This is a genomic window from Ruegeria sp. HKCCD3925 (genome assembly GCF_057221175.1).
Genome location: NZ_JBWVBI010000003.1, coordinates 445,124 through 469,060 on the forward strand (window position 1 = coordinate 445,124; position 23,937 = coordinate 469,060).

Sequence of the window (23,937 nt, forward strand, 5' to 3'; positions counted from 1 at the left end):
ACCTGTCCGCATCCACTTCAGGCTGCGGGCAGGTTCTGTTCAATTGTTTCGAGCGCCCGTGCCAGCGCGGCCTCAATGCTCAGGTTTGACGTATCAAGCTGCACGGCGTCATCTGCAGGTTTCATCGGTGCGGTGCTGCGACCCGCGTCACGTGCGTCACGCTCTTTGACATCCGCGAGCACCTGTTCGCGTGACACGTCCGAACCTTTGGCCGAAAGCTCAAGATATCGCCGTTCCGCCCGGACTTCGGGACTGGCGGTGACAAACAGTTTGACCTCAGCGTTTGGGCAAATCACGGTTCCAATATCGCGCCCGTCCAGCACGGCGCCTCCGGCGCGACGTGCAAACGCCCGCTGAAAATCGACGAGTGCGCTTCGGACTTCAGGAATGACCGCAACTTTCGAGGCCGCCTGTGCGATCTCAGCCGTACGCAGATCGCCCTGCTGCAATTCTTCTGCTGTCAGAGACCCAGCCGCTGCAATCGGTTCTTCACCTTGCAGCATACGACGCCCCACTGCGCGATAGAGAAGACCGGTATCCAGATGCGCAAACCCGAAATGCGCGGCAACGCCCTTGGAAATCGTCCCCTTGCCCGCCGCCGCAGGGCCGTCGATAGCTACGGTGAATCTCATGTACGCTCGACCTTGGCACCGAGCGCGGCCATCAAAGGCTCAAAAATCGGGAACGACGTTGCGATCGGTCCGCCGTCATCCACCGAAACCGCCTTTTTAGCCCCCATCCCCATGACCATGAACGACATGGCAATGCGGTGGTCCAAGAAGCTATCGCAAGTCCCACCACCGGGCACACCGCCGATGCCGAGACCGTCGACTGACCACCATTCGTCACCCTCGTTCACGGTCACACCGTTGGCGCGCAGGCCACGGGCCATTGCGTCGATCCGGTCACTTTCCTTGACGCGCAGTTCTTTCACGCCGCCCATCATTGTTGTGCCCGTCGCATTTGCGGCCACAACAGACAGCACCGGGTATTCATCGATCATCGACGCCGCGCGTTCGGGCGGGACGTTGATCCCCTTCATGTTGGGCGAGTATTTTGCACGCAGATCGGCAACCGGCTCACCCCCTTCTTCGCGCTCGTTTTCGTAGGTCAGATCGGCACCCATTTCGCGCAGCGTGGTGAACAGGCCTGCGCGGGTCGGGTTCAGGCCGATACCGGGGACCAACACGTCCGAGCCCGGTGTGATCAGTGCGGCACAGACCGGGAAGGCCGCACTGGACGGGTCGCGCGGCACGGCGATGACTTGTGGCTTCAGCTCGGGCCGACCGGTCAGCGTAATGACGCGCCCTTCATCCGTGTCCTCGACCGTGATTTCTGCGCCGAAGCCTGCAAGCATCCGTTCGGAATGATCGCGAGTCGCTTCTTTCTCAATCACGATGGTCTTGCCGGGGGCGTTCAGCCCTGCCAGCAGAACGGCGGATTTCACCTGCGCCGAAGGCACAGGCACCTCATAGCGCACCGGGGTGGGGTCCGCAGCTCCGACAATGGTCATCGGCAGACGTCCACCGTCTCGGCCGACAGATTGCGTTCCGAACAGCGCCAGCGGATCGGTGACCCGCGCCATCGGACGTTTGTTCAGGCTCGCATCTCCGGTGAAGGTCGCTGTGATCGGAGAAGTCGCCATCGCCCCCATGATCAGGCGTACGCCAGTGCCCGAATTGCCACAATCGATTACCTGATCTGGTTCGGAAAAACCACCAACGCCTACGCCATGCACCGACCATTCGCCACCGCCATGATCCGTTACTTCGGACCCAAAGGCACGCATGGCTTTAGCGGTGTCCAATACGTCCTCGCCTTCCAGCAGGCCCGATATCTTGGTTTCTCCCACAGCCATTGCCCCCAGGATCAGGGACCGGTGCGAGATCGACTTGTCCCCGGGCACCTCTGCGGTGCCTGTCAGCGGGCCGCAAGGCTGCGACGTCATCGGGATGGGCGTGCCGTGTCCGGACATGGGGGCTCCTGTTTTCGCTATCAGTCCTCAGGCCGATTAGCGAATTGGGGCCGGTTGGTCCAGCGACAATCAGTCTTTGCGGCGGAAGGTCAGGTAATGGGGTGTACGGCCTTCGCGCAGCGCCTTCTGTTCGTAGCGCGTGGAAATCCAGTCATCCCACGGCTCACGCCAGTCGGCGGGGCGCTCGGCCAGCCATTCGAAGCCTGCCCGCGGCACCTCTTCCAGCGTTTGGCGCACATAGTCAGGGATGTCTGTTGCAACGCGAAAAATTGCGCCCGGCTTTAACGCGCGTGCCAAAGGCTCCAGATGTTCGGGTGTCACAAACCGGCGTCGGTGATGCCGGGTCTTAGGCCAGGGATCGGGATAGAGCAGAAAGGCGCGCGATATGCTGGCCTCGGGCAGAACGTCAAACAGATCCCGCGCATCACCGGGGTATACGGCAAGGTTTTCGACACCCGCCTGCCGGATTTTACCCAACAGCATTGCAACGCCGTTGATATAAGGTTCAGCCCCGATGATACCGATATCCGGGTTTTGCTGCGCCTGATGCACCAGATGCTCGCCGCCGCCAAAGCCGACCTCAAGCCAGACAGGCTTGCCTCTGAATAGACCGTCGAGATCGAGCGGATCGCGTTCAGGATTACCGTTCCAATCCACCGCACCGGGGGACAAGGCAGCAAGGTCTTCCGAGAGATAAGTCTTCTGACTGGGCTTCAGGGTTTTGCCCTTAAAGCGGCCATAAAAATTTCTGCGCGGGCGTTGTGGGGTCTTTGTACTCATGGCGCAGCCCATACTGCGACGCCTTGTCTCTGGCAAGGGTGGAGGTGGGAGATAGCCTCCACACCCCCGGAGTATTTTTGGCCAGATGAAGGACGCTCATCAGAGCGCAGGCCTTGGTTTGGCTCAGACCGCCTGTTTCAGGGCCTCAGCGAGGTCGGCACGTTCCCAGCTAAATCCGCCATCCGCATCGGGTTCACGGCCAAAATGGCCATAAGCAGCGGTCCGCTGATAGATCGGCTTGTTCAGTTGCAGGTGCTCGCGAATACCACGCGGGGTCAGATCCATTACCTGCCCAACCGCCTTTTCGATCACTGCATCTGCAATCTGGCCGGTTCCGTGCGTGTCGGCGTAGATTGATAGCGGCTTTGACACCCCAATCGCATAGCTCAGCTGGATGGTGCAGCGCTCAGCCATGCCTGCGGCCACAACATTTTTAGCCAGATACCGCGCCGCATAAGCCGCCGAGCGGTCCACTTTGGTTGGGTCTTTGCCCGAGAATGCACCACCACCGTGAGGGGCTGCGCCGCCATAGGTGTCGACGATGATCTTGCGCCCGGTCAGACCCGCATCACCATCCGGACCGCCAATGACGAACTTGCCGGTGGGGTTCACATGCCACTCGGTCTCGGCGGTCAACCAGCCGTCGGGCAGGGTTTCCCGGATGTAAGGCTCAACAATGGCGCGGATATCATTCGAGGTCAGCGCCGCATCCAGATGCTGCGTCGACAGCACGATCGAGCTGACACCGACAGGGGTGCCGTCACGGTAAACCACCGACAGCTGCGATTTCGCATCCGGACCCAAGGCGGGTTCACTGCCATTTTTACGGACCTCAGCAAGGCGGCGAAGGATGGCGTGCGAGTATTGGATCGGCGCAGGCATAAGCGCTGGCGTCTCGGTCGTGGCATAGCCGAACATGATGCCCTGATCGCCTGCACCTTCGTCTTTGTTATCGGCAGCATCCACGCCTTGCGCGATATGGGCCGACTGCTCGTGCAGCAGGTTGGTCACCTCGACGGTTTCGTGGTGAAACTTGTCCTGCTCATAGCCGATATCTTTGATACATGCCCGAGCAATATCGTCGATATGCGCCATATAATCATGCAGCTTGTCCTGATCCGACAGACCCACTTCGCCGCCAATAACAACGCGATCCGTGGTGGCAAAAGTTTCGCAGGCAACGCGGGCCTCGGGTTCTTCGCGCAGGAATGCGTCTAGTACTGCATCGGAAATACGATCGCAGACCTTATCCGGGTGTCCTTCGGAAACGGATTCCGAAGTAAAAATATAATTCTGTCGGGACATGAATGTGCTCCATTAAGTTTACCCCACCACGTCAGGAAGCCGTTGTGACAGGCGTGCGACCGAATACGCTTAGCGTTTGACAGGGTCAATCGGAATTTGGTCGTTTACGCGCCGGGTGTGTCGCCATAGCAGCGCGAATAGCACCAATAGAGCTACTAATACCGGACTATCACCAATTCGGGAATAAACGGTCGGAGTTTGTGGGCGCGGCAATTCGGCGTCGATAAACCCCGCCTGCCCAAGCACCAGCGCCTCGGTGATCTGCCCCGCTGGGTCAATCATTGCCGAAACTCCGGTATTGGCCGAGCGCAACATCGGCAGGCCTTGTTCGATTGCACGCATCTGCGCCTGGGCGAGGTGCTGATACGGGCCGGAACGCGTTCCGAACCAAGCGTCGTTTGTAATCTGCAAAAGAAAATCCGCACGATCCGGCGCGGATAAAATATCCTGCGTGAAAACCGCCTCGTAGCAGATCAGCGGCAGCGCCTTGCCAAGCACGCCTACATCCATCAATGCGGCACCCGGTCCCGCGCTAAAGCCATTCCCTGTGGTTGCGGCCATACCGTAGATACCGAACCTTGCCATCACTTCACCAAATGGCACATATTCCCCAAAGGGCACCAAGTGATGTTTATCGTATAGCCCGTCTTGCTGACCCTCCTCATTTAGATAGATCATCGAGTTATAAATCTGCTGCCCATCTGCACGCTGAATGCCCAGGATCACCGGGGTGCCCTGTGCCGCTTCGCCAATGGCTGAAAGATAGGGCTGTGCGCTGCCCAGCCATGCCGGGACCGAGGTTTCCGGCCAGACGATCAGGTCCGGGCGGGGCTCGGCCGCTGTGAATTCAAGTTGGCGTGCGAAAAACACTGACGCATAGGCAGGATCCCATTTCTGGTCCTGGGGTGCATTGGGTTGAATCAGCCGCACGATATGACCAGAGGGCATGACTGGAGGTCGGTTCGCTGCATAGATCAAAGCCAATACCGCACAGCCTGCGGTCAACGCGATAGGTACAACGATGCCGCTTCGGGTACGATTGCTGAACAAGGCTGCGCCCAATGGCACTGTGGCAAGCAGTGTCAGCGCTCCCAATCCATAAGGGCCGACAAGTGACAGAGTCTGGGCAAATGGCGTATCCACCCAAATCTGCGCGATGCCTGCCCAAGGAAATCCGGTCAGAATGTAGCCACGCGCAAACTCGACCAGCGCCAGCGTTACAGACAGCAATGCCCCCTGCAAGACGGGCGCTCCACCGATGCGTTTCGAAACTCCGAAGGCCAACGCCCAGAACAAGGCCAACCCGCCCGACAAGAAGATCAGAGCAAAAGGGGCCATCCACGCATGGCGTTGGACATCAACCAGAAACGGCTCGATAATCCAGCTTAATGCGTGCGCAAAATAGCCCGTTGCGAAGACCCAACCCAGCAAAACCGCTCGACGATTTGTCTCAGTGCTCAGATACAACGGCGCTATCAGCACCAGCGACAGCAAGCTTATTGGCCAATATCCCAATGGTGCCTGACCACTGGCCGCTGCGACACCCAACAGCGCCGCCAGCACCAATCGCAGCCAAAAGGGCCACCCCTCGGCAGGGTTCATGCAACAATATCCGGCAGCATGACACGCAACCGTTTTATGCGGCGCGGGTCTGCGTCAATGACCTCGAACTCGGGCCCTTCGGGGTGGCATACAACCTCACCACGCGCCGGAACCCGCCCCGAGAGCATGAAGACCAAACCGCCCAATGTGTCGATCTCTTCTTCGTCTACATCTTCGTGGCTGGTCAGAGAGCGACCAATCTCGGCCTCGAACTCTTCAAGTGGTACACGCGCCTGAACCACGTAGCAGCCGGGTTTCTCTTGTATCCATAGCTGATCTTCGTCGGCATCATGTTCGTCGGCGATTTCTCCGACAACCTGTTCAATCAGATCTTCGATAGTCAGCAAACCATCGACTCCACCGTATTCATCGATCACCAGAGCCATATGGCGACGTTCTGTCTGCATCTTGGTCAGCAAAACGCCAATTGGCATCGATGGTGGCACGAACAGCAATGTCCGCAGCATCGACCCCAGATCGAACTCGGAGGAGTTGCCGTTAAAGCCATGGGTCAGCGCAAAGTCCCTGAGATGCACAAACCCCAAGGGCGTATCCAAAGTGCCATCGTAAACCGGAATGCGTGACAAGCCGCTGTCGCGGAAAATCTGGACAAGTTCGTCTTTCGGGGTTGTCGAGGGGACCGATACGATTTCGGCTGTTGGGATCGCAACATCTTCGACCCGCATTCTGCGCAGGTTGATCATGCCCCTTGGCTGAGCGCTGACGACCTCTGCCCCGTTTAGCTGGCTGGTCTCTTCGCCCTGAGAAGAAAATACGTCGATGAGTCGAGAAAAAAGCCCGCCTCTTTCGTCGCTGTCATTGCTGCTGTTCTGAGAATGCGCGCCATGCGCCGCCCTAGAACTGCCGTCTGTTTCGCCCATTATCCTGTTCCAAATGATCGGGCAAAGGTGCCCATGTCATACATTATATGGGTCATCTATACCCAGTTTGCCAAGTATCTCGACCTCGACCCTTTCCATCAAAGTGGCGTCGAGGTCACGAATGTGATCATACCCCAGCAAATGTAGTGTACCGTGAACGACCAGATGCGTCACGTGATCGTCGGTGCTTTTGCCGGCTTCAGCTGCTTCGCGCGCGCAGGTGTCATAAGAGATCGCAATGTCGCCCAGCGCAATTTCGCCAGTAAAGTCAGGTTGCGGAGCCGGCGGAATGTCGCCCTCCCGTTCCGGGGCCAGTTCTTCGGCAGGCCAGCTGAGGACGTTGGTCGGCGTGGATTTTTCACGAAATTCAGCATTCAATTCAGCGATCCGTGTATCATCGCAGCCCAGCAAGCTGATCTCGCATTGATCCGCCTCAAGATCGCAATACTCCAGAACAGCAGCAATTGCGCGCGTGGCCAAAGGCTCCAGCCCGCGCCAGCGATCATCCTCAAGCGTGATTTCCAGATTCATACCTTTGGCTCCGAGCCCAGCTTCAATCGGCGCCTTGAAAGTTATCCGGTTTCGCGCCCCGCATCGGCCTCATACGCCTCGATAATGGCGGCGACAAGCGGATGGCGGACGACATCTTTCGAGGTGAAATAGTTGAAGCTGATATTCGGGATCGTTTTCAGCAACCGTTCGGCATCCTTGAGACCCGACTGCACACCGCGCGGCAGATCAACCTGAGACCGGTCGCCGGTGATAACCATCCGGCTACCTTCACCAAGCCGTGTCAGGAACATCTTCATCTGCATCGTTGTGGCATTCTGCGCTTCGTCCAGCACCACAAATGCATTTGCCAGCGTACGACCGCGCATGAAGGCAAGCGGAGCAATCTCGATCCGCTTTTCTTCGATCAGCTTGGCAAGTTGTTTTCCGGGCAGGAAATCATTCAGCGCGTCATAAAGCGGCTGCATGTAGGGATCGACCTTATCCTTCATGTCACCGGGCAGGTAACCAAGCTTTTCACCGGCCTCGACCGCCGGACGGCTGAGAATGATGCGGTCAACGTGCCCGCCAATGAACATGGACACCCCGACCGCAACGGCCAGATAGGTTTTGCCGGTGCCCGCGGGTCCAATGCCAAAGGCCAGTTCGTTGTTGAACAGCGACTGCACATAGGCCTTCTGGGCGTCGGTGCGCGGCTCGACCAGTTTTTTGCGTGTCTTGATCTCGACCGTGCCACCCTTGAACATCTCAAGCTGGTCACCATCGCGCGTGCCAGTTCCGACCTCGGAATTGCCCATGCGCAACTCGCGGTCGACATCTGCGGCTTCCACATCACGCCCACCTTCGAGCCGTGTATAGAGGGCCTGTAGAACCTCAATCGCCTGCTTTTGCGAATCCTCGTCGCCCAGCACGACAAGCTGATTGCCGCGTCGCACAATCTGCACCGAGAGCTTCTGTTCGATATCGGTCAAGTTGCGGTCATACTCTCCGCACAAATCGATCAATAATCTGTTGTCTGGAAATTCAACAAGCGCCTCACGCTGGGGCATGTCATCTTGCGGTGGGGTCAGGGCACCGATGGCCAATCCGTTCTCCTGTCTTGGCGGTTCACCTTGAGCGTAGACAAACTGAAGAGGTAGACGCAAGCGGCAGTTTCAAAATTTGCACACCTCATGACAAATGCGCCGATGAACGCTGAAACAGCCAACTTTAAACGCCAATCGCGCGGATATCAGAATGTATAGTTCAACCCGATCCGCAGTCCGCGATAGCTTGGCGTCGATTTGGTCGAGAATGACGGACCCAGTTCGACCGTTTTTGATTCGAACTGCAGATACTCGATCTCGCCGGTGATCGACCAATTTTCGTTCAGTTTGTGTTCAGCGCCCAAGCTGGCCGAGAAACCTTGTCGGCGGTCCTCGCTCTCAAATCGGCTTGTCCCGCTTGCATCAGTTAGTGAGCCTGACGTGGTGATATCGCCGCGGACATAACCCACAGTCACGAAATAGAGGACACTGCCGCTGCGGTTGGTAAGCCCGTTCCGCAGGCGGATGGACAATACATCCGATATCGCGGATCTGCCGCTGACCTCTGCCCCACCGGACCGGGAGGACGTGCTGTCATCGAGCGTGCCAAAGTCATAACCGACTTCCAGCCCATACACATAGTCGCGCCCACCTCTGGCTGGCAGAATGCCGCGCCAGCCACCGCGAAAACCTGCGAAATTTCCGCTTGGCTTAAGGTCGCCCGCAGCAAACGTGTCTCCGTCGTTCACGCGCAGGCCAAACTCGTCCGAACCGCCCGAGGCATGTCCGGCGCTGACCCCCAGATAGAACGCATTGACGTCGCGCGCGAAACGCTGAGACGAGATTACGTCGGGCTCAGTGACTTCCCCGACGACATCGCCGGCCAAAGTCGGGGCAGCGCAAGATAGCAACACGACAGTCGCCGACAAAACACGGGAAAGGTTTACACTCGGAAAACGTATCCAGCTCACTACTCGTACCCTCCGCAAAGGCGGGCCGTCAGGCGGGGTCGGTGCGTTTGTCGACACCCAAAATTCGGCCCAGAAAAATCTAGCCTTCCTCGGAACATAGTTCCAAGCCATAAATCAAGGGTTAAATTTCAAGGCGAAAACCCTTTGCGGGCAAGCCACAAGGGATCAGACCAACTCACCACCCAGCGAGTTCGCGCCAGACGATTTTATCCTTACCTTACGTAAGTCGCCGCTCGCGATATCAGCGTCCGCGACGTGAACCGCATGCAGATACTCGGATTTTCCAACCATCTGGCCCGGTTGCCGCCCAGGCTTTTCAAACAGGACATTAACTGTCTTTCCGACCATCGAGTCCTGAATCTCGCGCTGGTGGCGCGTGATCAACCCTTGCAAGCGCTGCAGGCGTGCATCCGCCACTTCGGCCTCGACCTGTGGCCGTTCTGCTGCAGGTGTGCCGGGTCGCGTCGAGTATTTGAAGGAATAGGCGTAGCCGTATTTGACCTCGTCGACCAAATCCAGAGTAGCCTGAAAATCCTCTTCCGTTTCTTCCGGGAAGCCCACGATGAAATCGCCGGACATCAGAATATCGGGGCGCGCTTCTCGGATACGCTCGATCAATCGCAGATAGCTTTCAGCAGTATGGCTGCGGTTCATCCGCTTCAGAATTTTGTCCGACCCCGACTGCACCGGCAAATGCAGATATGGCATCAACTTCTCACAGGTGCCATGCGCTTCGATCAGCGCATCATCCATGTCGTTCGGGTGCGAGGTGGTAAAGCGTATGCGCTCTAGCCCGTCGACCTTGTTCAATTCCCAGATCAGACCGGCAAGGGTCATGTCTCCGTCCGGTCCAGCCCCGTGATAGGCATTGACGTTCTGCCCCAGCAGCGTGATCTCACGCACACCGCGCTCAACCAGATCGCGGGCCTCACGCAGGATGCGATCTGCCGGGCGGCTGACCTCGGCCCCGCGTGTATAGGGCACAACGCAGAAGGCACAGAACTTGTCACACCCCTCCTGCACGGTCAGAAATGCCGTCGGTCCGCGCTTGGCCTTGGGGCGGTTCTTGAGCTTTTCGAATTTGTCTTCTTCGGGGAACTCGGTATCAAGCGCCTTTTCACCCGCGCGCGTCTTCGCCTCCATCTCGGGCAGGCGATGATAGCTTTGCGGCCCCACCACCAGATCGACAAGCGGCTGGCGGCGGATGATTTCCTCGCCTTCGGCCTGAGCGACGCAACCCGCGACACCGATTTTAAGGTCCGGCTTTTCCGCCTTGAGGCCCTTGAAACGGCCCAGTTCGGAATAGACTTTCTCAGCTGCCTTTTCTCGAATGTGGCAGGTATTGAGCAGGATCATATCCGCATCATCGGGCGATTTGGTCTCGACATAGCCCTGTCCGCCCAGTGCTTCGGCCATGCGTTCGCTGTCATAGACGTTCATCTGACAGCCATAGGTCTTGATAAACAGCTTTTTCGGTTCAGACATGGGTTGGCCTTTGCAGTCGCTGGATCGGCGTCGTCTATACGTATCGAACGCCGCTTGCAATGCTGGCGCAATTACCCGAATTTGGCGGGAATTTCCAGCAAGGCGGCAACGAAACCAACGATGCAGTACGAATCCCTTGATCACCTTCTGAAATCCGATCGGTCGATCCTGAGCAAGGGACCCGTGGCACTGATATTTGCCGAAGATAATGTCGAGCTAGAAGGGACGCTGCACCATCATTTGAAGCTGGGGTTCAAATCCGTGATCACATTCCTGCCCCAGGAATTCACGCTGGATGAAGCGCTGGGGGAAAGAGTTCATCGAGTGACGATGACCTGCGCGCCCAGAACCGTCGTATTTGAGGCCGTCAATCGGATCATTCAGGCGGCTCAAGGCACATGGGTATACTACTGCTACAACTCTGAATATCTGTTCTACCCTTTCTGCGAGACCCGCTCGGTCGGAGAGTTACTGGCCTTCCATTCTGAAGAACGGCGCCAGGCCATGCTGACCCATGTGATCGATCTTTATGCGAATGATCTGACGGCCTATCCAAACGGAGTGGCCCCCGATCACGCAATGCTGGACAAGACCGGATACTACGCCCACACGCGGCATGACGCATCTGGCAAGCCGCTAGAGCGGCAACTGGATATGTCCGGTGGTCTGCGTTGGCGGTTCGAAGATCATATCCCGTATGAACGACGCCGTATCGATCGGATTTCGCTGTTCAAAGCAAAAGCCGATCTGAAACTTCTGCCTGATCACACTTTCAATGAACCGGAATACAATACCTATGCCTGCCCGTGGCACAACAACCTGACCGCCGCGATCTGTTCGTTCCGGGCGGCCAAAGCATTGAAGACGAACGCCGGATCGACGTTTGATATCTCCAACTTCTGCTGGAACCATTCAACTCCGTTCGAGTGGGATTCGCGCCAATTGCTGGATCTGGGCCTGATCGAATCGGGCCAGTGGTTCTAGGTTCTAACGCTGTAACAGAACTGGGAACCAGTCCTCGCGCAGCCGCTGCCCCGGCACCATTTCATGTCCCGGAAATGGCGGCGAAGTCCGGCCTGGACGCTCGACATAACGTGCATCATCACCAACCAATCGCAGCGAAAATGCCCTGCGTCGGCCATCGGAAGTATTGCCTCGGGCCCCGTGTAGCGTGCGATAGTTGAAGGCCACTGCGTCACCGGGCTCCATTTCAAATTCTACAATCTTCATCCCTTCGGCATCTGGGTCCGGAATCGGCATGTACTGCCCCTCGTCGGGGAAGAAACCTTCTTCCGAGACCCAGCGGGTTGGTAGCACTTCTTTTTCCCAGCGGTGCGAACCGGCAACGCAGCGCAAGGTCGCTTGTTTCACCGGGTCCAACGGTGACCAGAAGCTGATATTCTGTTGACCATCAACAAAATAGTACGGCCCATCCTGATGCCACGGCGTTGCCATCGAGGTTCCGGGCTCCTTCACCAGAACATGGTCATGGAACATTTGCACGGATTGCGACTGCATGAGATCGGCCGCTACTTCAGCAGCAGGAGATTTTTCGATCACTTCACGAAACTGCGGGATACGGGACCAGTTGCAATAGTCGTCAAAAAAACGGCCGGTTTCGCCATCTTTCCTGTTCTCCGAAGCATAAGGACCCGGCTCGGCCATATTCGCGGCAACCCCGGCCCGCAGGGTTTCAATATGATCGGCGAACAGGCCTTTGACCAACACAACGCCGTCCGTCTGGAAGTTGTCGATCATGGCCTGAGAAACAAGAGGGTGAGTCATTGCGGTCTCCTTAGATTTGTCGCCCGATCTGCGCATGAATAAGACATCTGTTCAAATCATATCTTTCAATTTAGGTATTAACTCTATGTTATACCTCACTCTGCGCCAGTACGAATATGTTTGCGCCATCGGTCGGCATGGCAGCCTGTCTGCTGCGGCACAACGCCTAAATGTATCGCAACCTGCCTTGTCCAATGCGCTGACCCGGGTCGAATCACGTTTGGGATATCCACTGTTTGCCCGAAGACGGGGTGCCGCGATGGCGCTGACCCCGCAGGGCCGCAAATTCATCGAAGAGGCCGAGACCTTGTTGAAGCGAGCAGCGCTTTTGGAACAGTCAAAGCAGCCGATAACCGGCGAGCGCCGATTGCGCCTGGGATGCTTTGTCGATCTGGCACCCTTTCTTCTGGCCCAATCTCTGCACCGCCTGCAAGAAGCTTTGCCCGACGTCGTCCTGACACACGGGGTTGAGACGTTCGAAGGCCTGATTTCCGGCTTGATCGATGGCAGATACGATTTTGCACTCACCTATGACCTCGGCATGGATGCCGGTTTTTCCTGCAAGAAGTTGTTCGACAGCACCCCACACGCACTGCTTTCACCTGATCATACACTGGCGGCGGCCAATCAGGTCACCCTGACCGAGCTAGCGTCATATCCACTGATTCTGTCTAAAGAGGGTTTGTCTGCACAGCATGTACTCGCGCTTTTCAGACGCAAAGGTCTGAACCCCACAATCTCGCACCGAGCGGAATCATTGGAGCTTTCGCGCAGTCTGGCCGCTCATGGGGAAGGCATCGGGATAAGCTATACCAGCCCTAAAAACGGCTTCAGTTATGATCAGGTCCGCGTGATAAGCCTGCCGATCACCGATCCAGACGCAACCGAATCTGTTGTATTGGCACGGCATGGCACGGGGCCGGCTGATCCGCTGATCACGCAGGCTGAGCATGCGTTGGTTACGTTGTTATGTAAGGATTAGAGGTTACTTCTTCCGCAGGCGGATCACCACATCGACCGATGCGATTTCGACGCCTTCAGGAGCTTCCGGCAATTGTTGGATTACCAATTGATCGGATGGTGCATCGCTCAGACGGCTTTCGTCTTCCCAATAGAAATGCGGATGGTCATGCGTGTTGGTGTCGAAATAGCTTTTGGACCCGTCAACAGTGATCTCTTGAAGCACCCCGGCATCGCAAAACGCCCGCAATGTGTTGTATACGGTCGCCAGCGAAACCGCGTCACCTTTGGCTTTTGCGGATTCAAACAGGCTTTCCGCTGTCACATGACGATGCAGACCGTCGCCCACAAGCAATTCGGCCAAAGCAACCCTTTGGCGCGTGGGGCGCAAACCTGCGTCAACCAACCAATTTGCAGCGATCTCACGGCTCTGAGGTGTCATGAATCCGATACCTGTGTTTTGCTGCCCTTAATATAAGTGCGCCCTGCCTGCAATTTCAAATGAAATTCATTCGCAAAGAATATTGTAGTCACAACAAGATATGGAGTGCTGGTCTTGCAGGACCTTGCATACGGGTGATAGACGAGGCCAGATGTAATAAACGGACCCAGGCAGGAGAGGCGGCAGAATGGCCCAATTCCCGAGCAGTTTTGACAAGGACGATCTGCTGAAATGCGCCCGCGGCGAACTATTTGGCCCTGGCAACGCGCAGTTGCCGGCTCCGCCGATGTTGATGATGGACCGCATTATCGAGATTTCCGGCGACGGTGGAGCGCATGGCAAGGGTCATGTGCTGGCCGAATTCGATATCACACCTGAGCTTTGGTTCTTTGACTGCCATTTCCCTGGCAATCCGATCATGCCCGGCTGCCTGGGCCTGGACGGTTTGTGGCAACTGACCGGCTTCAACCTCGGCTGGCGCGGCTGGCAAGGACGTGGCATGGCCGTTGGCGTCGGAGAGGTCAAGTTGACCGGCATGGTGCGCCCGGACCGGAAGATGCTGACCTATAAGATTGATTTCAAAAAGGCGATCCAGACGCGCCGCCTGACCATGGGTGTGGCAGATGGCATCGTCGAAGCCGATGGCGAATTGATATACGACGTCAAGGATATGAAGGTCGTTCTGTCAGACGCCTGAGCCTGACCGGCCGCAATAAGGAGTACGCACATGCGTCGAGTAGTCGTCACCGGTCTGGGGGTTGTGTCCTCGATCGGGAACAATGCCGAAGAGGTGCTCGCCTCGCTCAAAGCAGGCAAATCCGGCATCGTAGCAAGCGAACAGATGGTCGAGCACGGCTTTCGCAGCCAGATCGCCGGTTCGCTGAAAATCGATGTGGCCGATCACGTGGACAAGCGGACCCTGCGGTTCATGGGTCCGGGTGCTGCCTATGCCCATATCGCGATGAATCAGGCCATCGCGGACGCCGGGCTGACCGAAGATCAGGTGGTCAATCCGCGCACAGGTCTGGTGGCAGGTTCGGGTGGACCATCGACCAGCGCGATGTTGACTGCGCACCAAACCGTGCTGAAAACCGGCGCAACCAAACGGATCGGCCCGTTTGCAGTGCCAAAGTGCATGTGTTCGACGATTTCTGCGAACTTGGCGACCGCGTTCAAAATCAAAGGTATCAACTACTCGATCACCTCGGCCTGCTCGACCTCGCTGCACTGCATCGGCAATGCGGCTGAACAGATCATGCTGGGAAAGCAGGATGTGATGTTCGCAGGTGGAGGAGAAGAGCTGGACTGGACCCTGTCCTGCCTGTTCGACGCGATGGGTGCGATGTCGTCCAAGTACAACGACACACCTGATAAAGCCTCGCGCGCATTCGATCAGAACCGCGACGGATTTGTGATTTCCGGCGGTGGCGGCATCGTGGTTCTGGAAGACCTCGAGCATGCGCTGGCGCGCGGTGCGAAAATCTATGCCGAAGTAACCGGCTATGCCGCGACATCTGATGGGCACGACATGGTGGCACCATCCGGCGAAGGCGGCGAGCGCGCGATGCGTCTGGCGCTGTCGACCGTGCCCGAAGGCCGCAAGGTCGGCTATATCAATGCCCACGGCACCTCGACCCCAGTGGGCGACGTCGGAGAAGTCGAAGCCGTACGCCGTATCTTTGGTGAAGGCAGTGTGCCTCCGATTTCATCGACAAAATCGATGACCGGTCACGCGCAAGGCGCAGCGGGGGCGCTTGAGGCGATCTTCTGCCTGCTCATGCTGGAACATGATTTCATTACTCCGTCGATCAATGTCGACACACTTGCCGACGGCATCCTGCCCGGTGAAATTGCAACTCAAGTGGTTGAAAACGCAGGCTTGGACAGCGTGATGACCAATAGCTTCGGCTTTGGCGGCACCAACGGATCCATGGTTCTGTCGAAGTATAACGGGTGAACAAGATGTCGGATATTCTCAAGGGTAAACGCGGCCTGATCATGGGCGTGGCTAATGACCGCTCTATCGCGTGGGGCATCGCCAAAGCCATGCACGAAGCGGGCGCTGAGCTGGCTTTCACCTATCAGGGCGAGGCATTTGGCAAACGGCTCGAACCGCTGGCCCAAAGCTTGGGCAGCGACTTCATGGTCGATGCGGATGTGACCGATGATGATTCACTGGATCGCGCGTTTGGCGAGTTGTCCGCCCGCTGGCCAACAATAGATTTTGTTGTCCACGCTATCGCTTATTCGGACAAGTCCGAACTGACCGGTCGATTCTTGAACACCACGCGGGCAAACTTCAAACACTCGCTGGATGTGTCGGCCTATTCGTTCATCGAAGTTGCCCGTCGCGCTTATCCGCTGATGAAGGACAATGGCGGCACGTTGTTGACCCTGACCTATCAGGGGTCGAACAAGGTTGTACCAAACTACAATGTCATGGGCGTCGCCAAGGCTGCGCTGGAATCGGCGACGCGCTATCTGGCGAACGATCTGGGCCCCGAGGGTATTCGCGTGAACGCCATCTCGCCCGGCCCGATGAAAACATTGGCAGGTGCGGCTATTGGTGGTGCACGCAAGACCTACAAGTTCTGCGACCAGAACGCACCTATGCGTTCGAATGCCACGCTGGAGGCCGTCGGAGGCACCGCCGTGTATCTTGCGTCCGACGCCGGCAGCTATACTTCGGGTGAGATCATCCGCGTCGATGGCGGGTATCATATTCTGGGCATGCCCCAGCCAGAGGCCATGTGACCATATCTTTCCCTGCGGCTGCCAAGATTTGAACATCTTTGCCCCGCAGGGATTACGATATGAGCAAACTTGAACAGATCCTTGCGAGCAACACGCGCTCGCCAGCTTTGAAACGCAAATCAGGAAGCGGACGTGCGCGTCTTTTGCTGCTGATTCTCACATCGCTGCTGATTGCCTTTGTGTTTCTGACCCAACCGCCCGTGCGCGATGCGATTGAGCCGTTGTTGTCACATATCCCGGGCCTTTGATCCAATCAGCATCAGTTGATCGAAACGATTTCGATCTCGAAGACCAGATCTTGCCCCGCTAGTGGATGATTTGCATCCAAGGTCACTGTCGCCTCATCTACCTCGACGACAGTCACTGGCAATGCCTGACCGTCAGGAGTTTGCATCTGTAACTGCGTGCCCGGTTCAAGCGGAATGTCATCCGGGATGCCTTCACGCGGGATCTGCTGCCGCATGCCCGGATTGATCGGGCCATAGGCGTCAACGCAATCGATCTCGACACGCTTCTTCTCGCCAATCTCCATGCCCGGCAGGGCAGCGTCCAGACCGGGTATGATCTGCCCGGAACCAACCGCAAACTCCAACGGATCGCGCCCCTCGGAACTGTCGAAGACTTTGCCGTCCAGCAGAGTTCCGGTGTAGTGGATGCGAACCGTGTCGCCTTGTTTGATTGCGGTCATGATGGCCTCCGGCCTGAAAAGAAATGAACGGCGCAGCCTAGAGGCTGACACAGCATTGTAAACCCTGCCCTCTTTAACCCCGGAACCGGTTGTGATTACCTGCGCCCGATCAGGGGAGGATCGGATGGCTATCACCACGTGTGTATTCGACGCTTATGGCACTCTGTTTGACGTGGCCGCCGCCGCAAGGCAGGCCGCAGCAGAACCGGAGTTCGAAACGTTGGCTGATAAATGGCCCGAGTTGGCCAATCACTGGCGTTTAAAGCAACTGCAATATACTTGGTTGCGTGCTGTCGCTGATGCGCATTGTGACTTTTGGGATGTCACGCAAGATGGGCTGGATTGGGCCTTGGAAGCGGTTGGCCTTCAGGGGGATAACACCCTTCGGCAGCGTCTGCTAGATTTGTATTGGGAATTGCAGGCCTATCCCGAGGTCCCCGATATGTTGAAGGCGCTGAAGGCCGGTGGGTTGCAGACCGCCATCCTATCCAACGGTTCACCCCCGATGCTGAACGGGGCGGTGCAGTCTGCCGGGATCGGTGATGTGCTGGATGATGTTCTGTCGGTCGAAAGCGTGGGGGTCTTCAAACCCCATGCCAGCGTATACGACCTGGTGCAGAACCGCTTCGGCTGCGCGCGCGATGAAGTGCTGTTCGTCAGCTCAAACGGGTGGGACGCTGCCGGGGCCAGTGGCTATGGATTTGTCACAGCTTGGGTCAACCGCGCTGGCGAGCCAATGGACCGTCTGCCGTGGAAACCTGCACATGTGCTGCCAGACCTGACGACGATCCCGCAATTGGCAGGGCTTTGATGGCATATTTCACCACCTCGGACGGCAAACGCCTGTACTATGAAGATTCCGGCACGGGCCATCCTCTGCTTTGCTTGGCTGGCTTGACGCGCAACTGCCGCGACTTTTCATTTCTTGCGCCACATATGCGTGATCTTCGTATGATTGCGATGGATTATCGCGGGCGCGGCAAGTCCGATTTTGATGCGAACTACATGAATTACAACATCCTGCGCGAGGGGCTGGATGCGGTTGATCTGCTGGATCAACTGGGCTTGAAGAAAGTGACCCTGTTGGGCACATCACGCGGGGGGCTGATCGCCATGGCCTTGGCCGCCAGCCATCCTGACCGGCTGGCAGGTGTGATATTAAATGACGTTGGCCCGGTAATCGAACCCGCCGGCATTGCCAAGATTATGGACTTTGTCGGCAATCCCCCAAGTTCACAATCCTATGATGAGGCTGCGCAGGTCCTGCAAACGATGATGGCGCCACAGTTCCCGAGCATCGCTCAGGACGTCTGGAAACTGCAGGTAGAACATCAATACATTCAAACCGATACCGGGCTACAGCTGCGTTATGACCCCGCATTGCGACAAGCGCTGATCGAGCAGGCCGCCATCACCCCGGCACCGGACCTGTGGCCTTTGTTCGACGCCCTGCGTACGATCCCCACCGGTGTGATCCGCGGCGCAAATTCCGACTTGTTGAGCAAAGCCACGGTGCAGAAGATGCACGCACACCACCCCGAATTGATCTCGACCGAAGTGCCGGACCGAGGACATGTCCCGTTCCTGAACGAGCCTCAATCCCTAGACCTGATCCGCAAAATACTGGACGCCAAATGAGCAACATAGACATGATCGAAGCCGCCGCCGAGCGGCTGAAAGGTCACGTGCGCGAGACGCCGCTTCTGTCATCACCCTTCCTGGATGAAATCGCGGGTCGCCGCGTTCTGATCAAACCCGAATGCCTGCAACACACCGGCAGCTTCAAATTTCGCGGCGCGTGGTCAGCTATTTCGGCACTGGATGAGGCGGCGCGCAACCGGGGCGTCATCGCCTACTCCTCGGGCAATCACGCACAGGGTGTTGCCTATGCAGCGGCTCAACATGGAATCTCGTCCGTCATCGTCATGCCCTCGGATGCGCCGAAGCTGAAGATTGAAAACACCCGCGCGCTGGGCGGTGAGGTCGTCCTTTATGACCGCGCCAGCGAAAGCCGCGAAGACATCGGCGAGGCATTGGCTGCCGAGCGCGGTTTGACCTTGATCCGGCCTTATGACGAACCGCAAGTGATCGCTGGCCAGGGAACAACGGGACTGGAGCTGGCACGTCAGGCACGGGCGCTGGGCGTGACCGAAGGTGACGTTCTGATCTGCTGTGGCGGCGGCGGGCTGACATCTGGTATCGCGCTGGCGTTAGAGCGTCACGCGCCCGGTCTGCGCCCTCGTCCATGCGAGCCTGAAGGGTTCGAAGACGTGAAACGCTCGCTGGCAAGCGGGACGATCCAAAGCAACGACGCTACTTCGGGAAACATCTGCGACGCAATCCTGACGCCACAGCCGGGGCAGATAACCTTTCCCATCCTGCAGCGGCTTTGCGGCCCTGGTCTGTCGGTATCTGAACAGGAATCCCTACGCGCCATGGCCTTTGCGTTTCTGCGTCTGAAGATCGTGCTGGAACCGGGCGGAGCGGTTTCGCTGGCCTCTGCCCTGTTTCGCAAGGATCAGATTGATGGGAATGCGGTGATCGTAGTCGCCTCGGGCGGCAACGTGGATCCGCAGATCTTTGAACGGGCGTTGGAATTCCTTACCTGACAATCGCTTACAGCCGGTGCAAAATCCGGTCGTAGTCGTTTTAATCGACACCCTGAGCAGACGGGGACGCTAAACATGCATATCGCTGACCTCAAAGATATTCGGATACACTACCGAATTGATGGCGACGCCGCTGGCGCCCCCATCGTGTTTGCTAATTCACTGGGCACGGATATGCGGCTGTGGGACCCGATATTGCCGCTACTGCCCAAAGGCCTGCGCATCATTAGGTACGACAAACGCGGGCACGGATTGTCAACAGCACCCTCAGCGCCCTATTCCATGGGAAATCTGGTGCGCGACGCCGAGCAATTGCTGGATTATCTAGAGGTCAAGGATTGCGTATTCGTGGGTCTGTCCGTCGGTGGCATGATTGCGCAGGGTCTGGCGGTCAAGCGTATGGATCAGATCCGCGCGCTGGTGCTGTCGAATACGGCCGCCAAGATCGGCACTCCCAAGATGTGGCAGCAGCGTATGGATGCTGTCCGTAAAGGTGGGATCGAGGCACTGGCGGATGCCACCATGGATCGGTGGTTCTCGAAATCATTCCGGGCCAGCGCCGAGATGACGCTTTGGCGCAACATGATGGTCCGACAACCGGTCGATGGCTATCTGGGCTGCTGCGCTGCAATCTCTGGCACCGATTTCTATACGCCAACCAGCGGATTGCGCCTGCCGACCTTGGGGATTGCGGGCAGCGAAGACGGCTCAACCCCGCCCGATCTGGTGCGCGAAACGGTCGATCTGATCCCTGGTTCAGGCTTTGCGCTGATCCGAAAGGCAGGCCACCTGCCCTGCGTCGAGCGCCCTCAGGACTTTGCCCAATTGATTGGTGATTTTCTGACCGAGATCGGACATATTTGAAGGAGGGATTGTTGGCAGATTTCTTGCTTGTACATGGCTCGTGGCACGGTGCCTGGTGCTGGCGCGATCTGATCCCGGAATTGACCACATTCGGACATACCGCCCGCGCCATCGATATGCCAAGCCACGGCTCGGACCCGACGCCTATCCGCGATGTAACCCTTGGAACGTGCAGAGATGCCGTGCTGAAGGCTTCGACACCAAAGACCATCATCTTAGGGCACTCGTGGGGTGGATATCCCGTAAGTGCGGCTGCCGAGACCGACCCGAACGCCATGCGTGGTGTGATTTATCTAAGTGCCTATGTTCCGAAATCCGGGCTATCTATGGTCGAAATGCGCAAACGAGCCCCACGCCAACTGATCGGAAATGCCGTCGAAGTATCCGGCGACGGGTTGTCGTATTCGGTGGTACCGGATCAGGTGCACGACCTGCTTTATCACGACTGCGCGCGCGAGGTGGTTGCCTATGCATTCGCGCGCCTGTGCCCCCAGGCGATTGCACCGCAGACTACCCCCCTAGACGTCGGCGATAACTTCGCGCGCGTTCCGAAAGGGTACATCAGAACTACCGATGACCGAATCGTTCCGACCGAATATCAGGCCGAGATGGCGGGCTGCGCGGACCCTGATATGCACCTTACGATAGACAGCTCTCATTCGCCGTTTTTTTCGCATCCTGAGCATCTTGCCGGGTTGATGCACCAGATCTCGCAACGAATGTAGCCAGCCACCGTCGATGTCCCGACCCCGATACGCCGTGCGCCGATCTGTTTGGTTGTCGCACACTGAACCGATGACCCACACAATGCTTATCAATAGGTGGATTCTTTTGCGTCTACCCCACTTTGGCAGAACAACGACACATCCGTGACGGTTTCCACCTTGCAGGTCCCGCCGGGACGGGTCACCGTGATCCCGTTAGGGAGCGGGAAAACACATGCAAACCATCAAAGCAGCCGTATGCCGGGCCTTCGGCGAACCTCTGGTCATCGAAGACATCCTGATTGCACCACCCGGCATGGGCGAGGTCGAGGTCACGCTGGATGCAGTGGCGATTTGCCATTCGGACATTTCCTTTGCAAGCGGCGCATGGGGCGGCCACTTGCCCGCGGTTTACGGGCACGAAGCGGCTGGCATCGTTTCTGCTGTTGGTGAAGGCGCAGGGGATTTCAAACTTGGTGATCCCGTTGTGGTAACCTTGATCCGCGCCTGCGGGTCCTGCCCGTCCTGTGCCGGTGGCATGCCCACCATTTGTGAAACACCTTATGACACGGTGAAAGGTCCGCTGCAGACTGCCGACGGTGATGCGCTGGAACAGGCCATGGCATGCGGGGCCTTTGCCGAAAAGGTAGTTGTCAGCCACCGACAAATCGTCCGCATTCCCGAAACGCTGCCCAAGGACCTTGCCAGCCTGCTGTCCTGCGGGGTGATCACCGGTGTTGGTGCAGCAGTCAACGCCGCCCAGCTTCGCCCCGGGCAGGACGTGGTTGTCATCGGCGCCGGGGGCGTCGGCTTGAACGCAATCCAAGGCGCACGTATCGCCGGAGCTCGCCGTATCGTTGCGGTCGATATGACACAGGATAAGCTGGATATCGCAATGGAGTTCGGCGCGACCCATGGTGTTTTGGCCAGCCAGAAAGAGCCGTGGAAAGCCGCCTACAAGGCGCTGGGCGGACGTGGCGCAGACGCCGTCTTGATTACTGTTGGTGCAATCCCCGCCTATGATCAGGCCCCGCGTTATCTTGGTCGGGGCGGTAAGGCGATCATGATCGGGATGCCCCATTCTGGTGACATGTCCAGCTACGAACCCGTGGTGCTGGCCGCGCTTGGCCAGGGCATGGTGGGCTCAAAAATGGGCGATGTAGTGATCCAGCGAGACATCCCCTGGATGATCGATCTGTATGAACAGGGGCGGCTGAAACTGGACGAGTTGATCTCGGGTCGCTGGACCCTGTCACAGATCAATGAGGCCATCGAAGACACCAAGTCCGGTGCGGCCAAACGCAATGTAATCTTGTTTGATCGCGACTGAACCCCGCAAAAGGAACACCCGATGAAACTGCAAGATCTCGATGTCATTGTCACCGCGCCTCCGGCACCGGGTTGGGGTGGGCGCTATTGGATTTTGGTCAAGGTCACCACGGATACGGGCGTGATCGGTTGGGGGGAATGCTACGCGTCCTCGGTTGGTCCCGAAGCCATGACCCATGTCATTCGCGATGTATTCGAACGGCACATGCAGGGCGAAAACCCCGAGAATATCGAGTTGATGTTCCGCCGCGCCTATTCCAGCGGCTTCACTCAGCGACCAGACCTGACCGTCATGGGTGCGTTCTCAGGGCTCGAAATTGCCTGCTGGGACATTTTGGGCAAGGATCGTGATCGTCCGGTCTATGCGCTGCTGGGTGGGCGGATGAACGACCGTATCCGGGCGTACACCTATCTCTACCCACTTCCTCAGCATAACCTGACGGACTTCTGGACTTCACCTGAGCAGGCCGGAGAAAGTGCTGCTGAAATGGTCCGGCGCGGCTATACCGCCGTCAAGTTTGATCCCGCCGGGCCTTATACAATCCGCGGCGGGCACATGCCCGCGATGTCCGATATCTCAATGTCGATAGCGTTTTGCAAAGCGATCCGTGAGGCAGTTGGAGAGAAGGCCGATCTGCTGTTCGGTACTCATGGCCAGTTCAACACAGCCGGAGCTATACGTCTGGGCCAAGCGCTGGAACCCTTTTCGCCGCTGTGGTTCGAAGAACCCACACCCCCCGACATGATCGAGGATATGGCCCGTGTGGCGCGCAATGTCCGTATCCCTGTCGCGACCGGTGAACGGATGACAACCAAAGCGGAATTTGGCACGGTCCTGCGCGCCGGGGCCGCCGAAATCCTTCAGCCTGCGTTGGGACGCGCTGGTGGTATCTGGGAGATGAAGAAAGTCGCCGCGATGGCCGAGGTTTTCAACGCCCAGATGGCACCCCATCTGTATGCGGGACCGATCGAGTGGGCGGCGAATATTCATCTGGCGGCGTCGATCCCGAACCTGCTGCTGCTTGAAAGCATCGAGACCCCATTCCACGATCAACTGATAAAGGGAAGCATCCGCGTCGAGAAGGGGTTCGTCACTCCTCCGACCGAGCCCGGCCTTGGTATCGAGGTCGATGAAGGCCTTGCCCGAGCCCATCCCTACAAAGGTGACGGGCTGCACCTACAGATGCAGGAAACCCCATGTGACTATGCAAATGGGAATGCGTTTCAAGGCGGGGCACCCGCAACCGAAGGGTAACAATCGACAGGCG

The 23,937-nt window shown here is 57.6% G+C and carries 26 protein-coding genes and 1 riboswitch; of the genes, 13 read left to right on the top strand and 13 right to left on the bottom strand.

Annotation, left to right across the window (positions count from 1 at the left end; translation table 11 throughout):
• Positions 1–17 precede the first annotated feature (17 nt).
• The 10 genes from cmk to miaB form a co-directional block, all read right to left on the bottom strand.
• Entirely contained in the window at positions 18–632 is a 615-nt protein-coding gene (gene cmk, locus AC2TEM_RS09645) for a (d)CMP kinase (RefSeq protein WP_170424395.1), read from the bottom strand.
• The gene (gene aroA / locus AC2TEM_RS09650) at positions 629–1,975 is read right to left on the bottom strand and encodes a 3-phosphoshikimate 1-carboxyvinyltransferase (RefSeq protein WP_170424397.1); all 1,347 of its coding nucleotides are present in this window, start codon (positions 1,973–1,975) and stop codon (positions 629–631) included. Before aroA ends, cmk begins: the two co-directional genes overlap by 4 nt.
• A gap of 69 nt (positions 1,976–2,044) precedes the next feature.
• Complete coding sequence (gene trmB / locus AC2TEM_RS09655; protein ID WP_170424398.1) at positions 2,045–2,755, bottom strand: tRNA (guanosine(46)-N7)-methyltransferase TrmB; 711 nt, start codon at positions 2,753–2,755, stop codon at positions 2,045–2,047.
• Positions 2,756–2,878: 123 nt separating this feature from the next.
• Positions 2,879–4,060 (bottom strand): methionine adenosyltransferase, encoded by a 1,182-nt coding sequence (gene metK / locus AC2TEM_RS09660; protein WP_170424401.1) that lies wholly within the window; start codon positions 4,058–4,060, stop codon positions 2,879–2,881.
• Between the two features lie 5 nt (positions 4,061–4,065).
• Positions 4,066–4,114, bottom strand: a riboswitch (SAM-SAH riboswitch).
• Positions 4,115–4,129: 15 nt separating this feature from the next.
• Positions 4,130–5,662 carry an apolipoprotein N-acyltransferase gene (gene lnt, locus AC2TEM_RS09665; protein WP_170424403.1) on the bottom strand — a complete coding sequence of 511 codons (1,533 nt, stop codon included), beginning with the start codon at positions 5,660–5,662 and terminating at the stop codon, positions 4,130–4,132.
• A complete protein-coding gene (locus AC2TEM_RS09670) occupies positions 5,659–6,543 on the bottom strand; it encodes a hemolysin family protein (protein ID WP_170424405.1) in 885 nt (294 codons plus the stop codon). Before AC2TEM_RS09670 ends, lnt begins: the two co-directional genes overlap by 4 nt.
• Before the next feature lie 36 nt (positions 6,544–6,579).
• Complete coding sequence (ybeY, locus tag AC2TEM_RS09675) at positions 6,580–7,074, bottom strand: rRNA maturation RNase YbeY (protein WP_170424406.1); 495 nt, start codon at positions 7,072–7,074, stop codon at positions 6,580–6,582.
• Between the two features lie 41 nt (positions 7,075–7,115).
• Complete coding sequence (locus AC2TEM_RS09680) at positions 7,116–8,138, bottom strand: PhoH family protein (RefSeq protein WP_170404555.1); 1,023 nt, start codon at positions 8,136–8,138, stop codon at positions 7,116–7,118.
• Between the two features lie 146 nt (positions 8,139–8,284).
• Complete coding sequence (locus AC2TEM_RS09685; protein WP_170564561.1) at positions 8,285–9,049, bottom strand: outer membrane beta-barrel protein; 765 nt, start codon at positions 9,047–9,049, stop codon at positions 8,285–8,287.
• Between the two features lie 165 nt (positions 9,050–9,214).
• Positions 9,215–10,534, bottom strand: coding sequence for a tRNA (N6-isopentenyl adenosine(37)-C2)-methylthiotransferase MiaB (gene miaB / locus AC2TEM_RS09690; protein WP_170609066.1), 1,320 nt, complete (start codon positions 10,532–10,534; stop codon positions 9,215–9,217).
• A gap of 120 nt (positions 10,535–10,654) precedes the next feature.
• Between miaB and AC2TEM_RS09695 the strand changes: the two genes are divergently transcribed.
• A complete protein-coding gene (locus AC2TEM_RS09695; protein WP_170609068.1) occupies positions 10,655–11,518 on the top strand; it encodes a hypothetical protein in 864 nt (287 codons plus the stop codon).
• 3 nt (positions 11,519–11,521) lie between these two features.
• On the opposite strand, the gene AC2TEM_RS09700 is transcribed toward AC2TEM_RS09695, so the two are convergent.
• On the bottom strand, positions 11,522–12,319 hold the full coding sequence (locus AC2TEM_RS09700) for a phytanoyl-CoA dioxygenase family protein (RefSeq protein WP_170511488.1): 798 nt from the start codon (positions 12,317–12,319) through the stop codon (positions 11,522–11,524).
• A gap of 85 nt (positions 12,320–12,404) precedes the next feature.
• Between AC2TEM_RS09700 and AC2TEM_RS09705 the strand changes: the two genes are divergently transcribed.
• Positions 12,405–13,301: a LysR family transcriptional regulator gene (locus tag AC2TEM_RS09705; protein WP_170609070.1), complete on the top strand. Its 897-nt coding sequence runs from the start codon at positions 12,405–12,407 to the stop codon at positions 13,299–13,301.
• Positions 13,302–13,304: 3 nt separating this feature from the next.
• On the opposite strand, the gene irrA is transcribed toward AC2TEM_RS09705, so the two are convergent.
• Positions 13,305–13,721 (bottom strand): iron response transcriptional regulator IrrA, encoded by a 417-nt coding sequence (gene irrA / locus AC2TEM_RS09710; RefSeq protein WP_170397577.1) that lies wholly within the window; start codon positions 13,719–13,721, stop codon positions 13,305–13,307.
• A 187-nt stretch (positions 13,722–13,908) separates the two neighbouring features.
• Here irrA and fabA point away from each other — a divergent pair, with 187 nt between their 5' ends.
• Genes fabA through AC2TEM_RS09730 form a run of 4 tightly spaced genes read left to right on the top strand, consistent with a single transcriptional unit; the run spans position 13,909 to position 16,723 of the window.
• Positions 13,909–14,418, top strand: coding sequence for a bifunctional 3-hydroxydecanoyl-ACP dehydratase/trans-2-decenoyl-ACP isomerase (gene fabA, locus AC2TEM_RS09715; RefSeq protein ID WP_480856155.1), 510 nt, complete (start codon positions 13,909–13,911; stop codon positions 14,416–14,418).
• 30 nt (positions 14,419–14,448) lie between these two features.
• Positions 14,449–15,678, top strand: coding sequence for a beta-ketoacyl-ACP synthase I (fabB, locus tag AC2TEM_RS09720; protein ID WP_170397584.1), 1,230 nt, complete (start codon positions 14,449–14,451; stop codon positions 15,676–15,678).
• Positions 15,679–15,683: 5 nt separating this feature from the next.
• Positions 15,684–16,475: an enoyl-ACP reductase FabI gene (locus tag AC2TEM_RS09725; RefSeq protein WP_170397587.1), complete on the top strand. Its 792-nt coding sequence runs from the start codon at positions 15,684–15,686 to the stop codon at positions 16,473–16,475.
• A 59-nt stretch (positions 16,476–16,534) separates the two neighbouring features.
• Positions 16,535–16,723, top strand: coding sequence for a hypothetical protein (locus tag AC2TEM_RS09730; protein ID WP_170397589.1), 189 nt, complete (start codon positions 16,535–16,537; stop codon positions 16,721–16,723).
• A gap of 11 nt (positions 16,724–16,734) precedes the next feature.
• Here the strand turns inward: AC2TEM_RS09730 and AC2TEM_RS09735 are convergent, their stop codons facing one another.
• Positions 16,735–17,163, bottom strand: coding sequence for an FKBP-type peptidyl-prolyl cis-trans isomerase (locus tag AC2TEM_RS09735; protein WP_170424418.1), 429 nt, complete (start codon positions 17,161–17,163; stop codon positions 16,735–16,737).
• A 124-nt stretch (positions 17,164–17,287) separates the two neighbouring features.
• On the opposite strand from AC2TEM_RS09735, the gene AC2TEM_RS09740 reads away from it, so the two are divergent.
• From AC2TEM_RS09740 to AC2TEM_RS09770, 7 genes are all read left to right on the top strand, one after another.
• Positions 17,288–17,974, top strand: a complete 687-nt coding sequence (locus AC2TEM_RS09740; RefSeq protein WP_480754604.1) for a haloacid dehalogenase type II — start codon at positions 17,288–17,290, stop codon at positions 17,972–17,974.
• Positions 17,974–18,801, top strand: coding sequence for an alpha/beta fold hydrolase (locus AC2TEM_RS09745; protein ID WP_480856156.1), 828 nt, complete (start codon positions 17,974–17,976; stop codon positions 18,799–18,801). Before AC2TEM_RS09740 ends, AC2TEM_RS09745 begins: the two co-directional genes overlap by 1 nt.
• Positions 18,798–19,772, top strand: coding sequence for a threonine/serine dehydratase family protein (locus AC2TEM_RS09750; RefSeq protein ID WP_170424423.1), 975 nt, complete (start codon positions 18,798–18,800; stop codon positions 19,770–19,772). Before AC2TEM_RS09745 ends, AC2TEM_RS09750 begins: the two co-directional genes overlap by 4 nt.
• 75 nt (positions 19,773–19,847) lie before the next feature.
• Positions 19,848–20,636 (top strand): 3-oxoadipate enol-lactonase, encoded by a 789-nt coding sequence (pcaD, locus tag AC2TEM_RS09755; protein ID WP_170424425.1) that lies wholly within the window; start codon positions 19,848–19,850, stop codon positions 20,634–20,636.
• Positions 20,637–20,647: 11 nt separating this feature from the next.
• Positions 20,648–21,361, top strand: a complete 714-nt coding sequence (locus AC2TEM_RS09760; protein WP_170397608.1) for an alpha/beta fold hydrolase — start codon at positions 20,648–20,650, stop codon at positions 21,359–21,361.
• A 214-nt stretch (positions 21,362–21,575) separates the two neighbouring features.
• A complete protein-coding gene (locus AC2TEM_RS09765; RefSeq protein WP_170397613.1) occupies positions 21,576–22,670 on the top strand; it encodes a Zn-dependent alcohol dehydrogenase in 1,095 nt (364 codons plus the stop codon).
• Between the two features lie 21 nt (positions 22,671–22,691).
• Positions 22,692–23,924 (top strand): mandelate racemase/muconate lactonizing enzyme family protein, encoded by a 1,233-nt coding sequence (locus AC2TEM_RS09770; RefSeq protein WP_170424427.1) that lies wholly within the window; start codon positions 22,692–22,694, stop codon positions 23,922–23,924.
• The last annotated feature ends 13 nt before the right edge of the window (positions 23,925–23,937 follow it).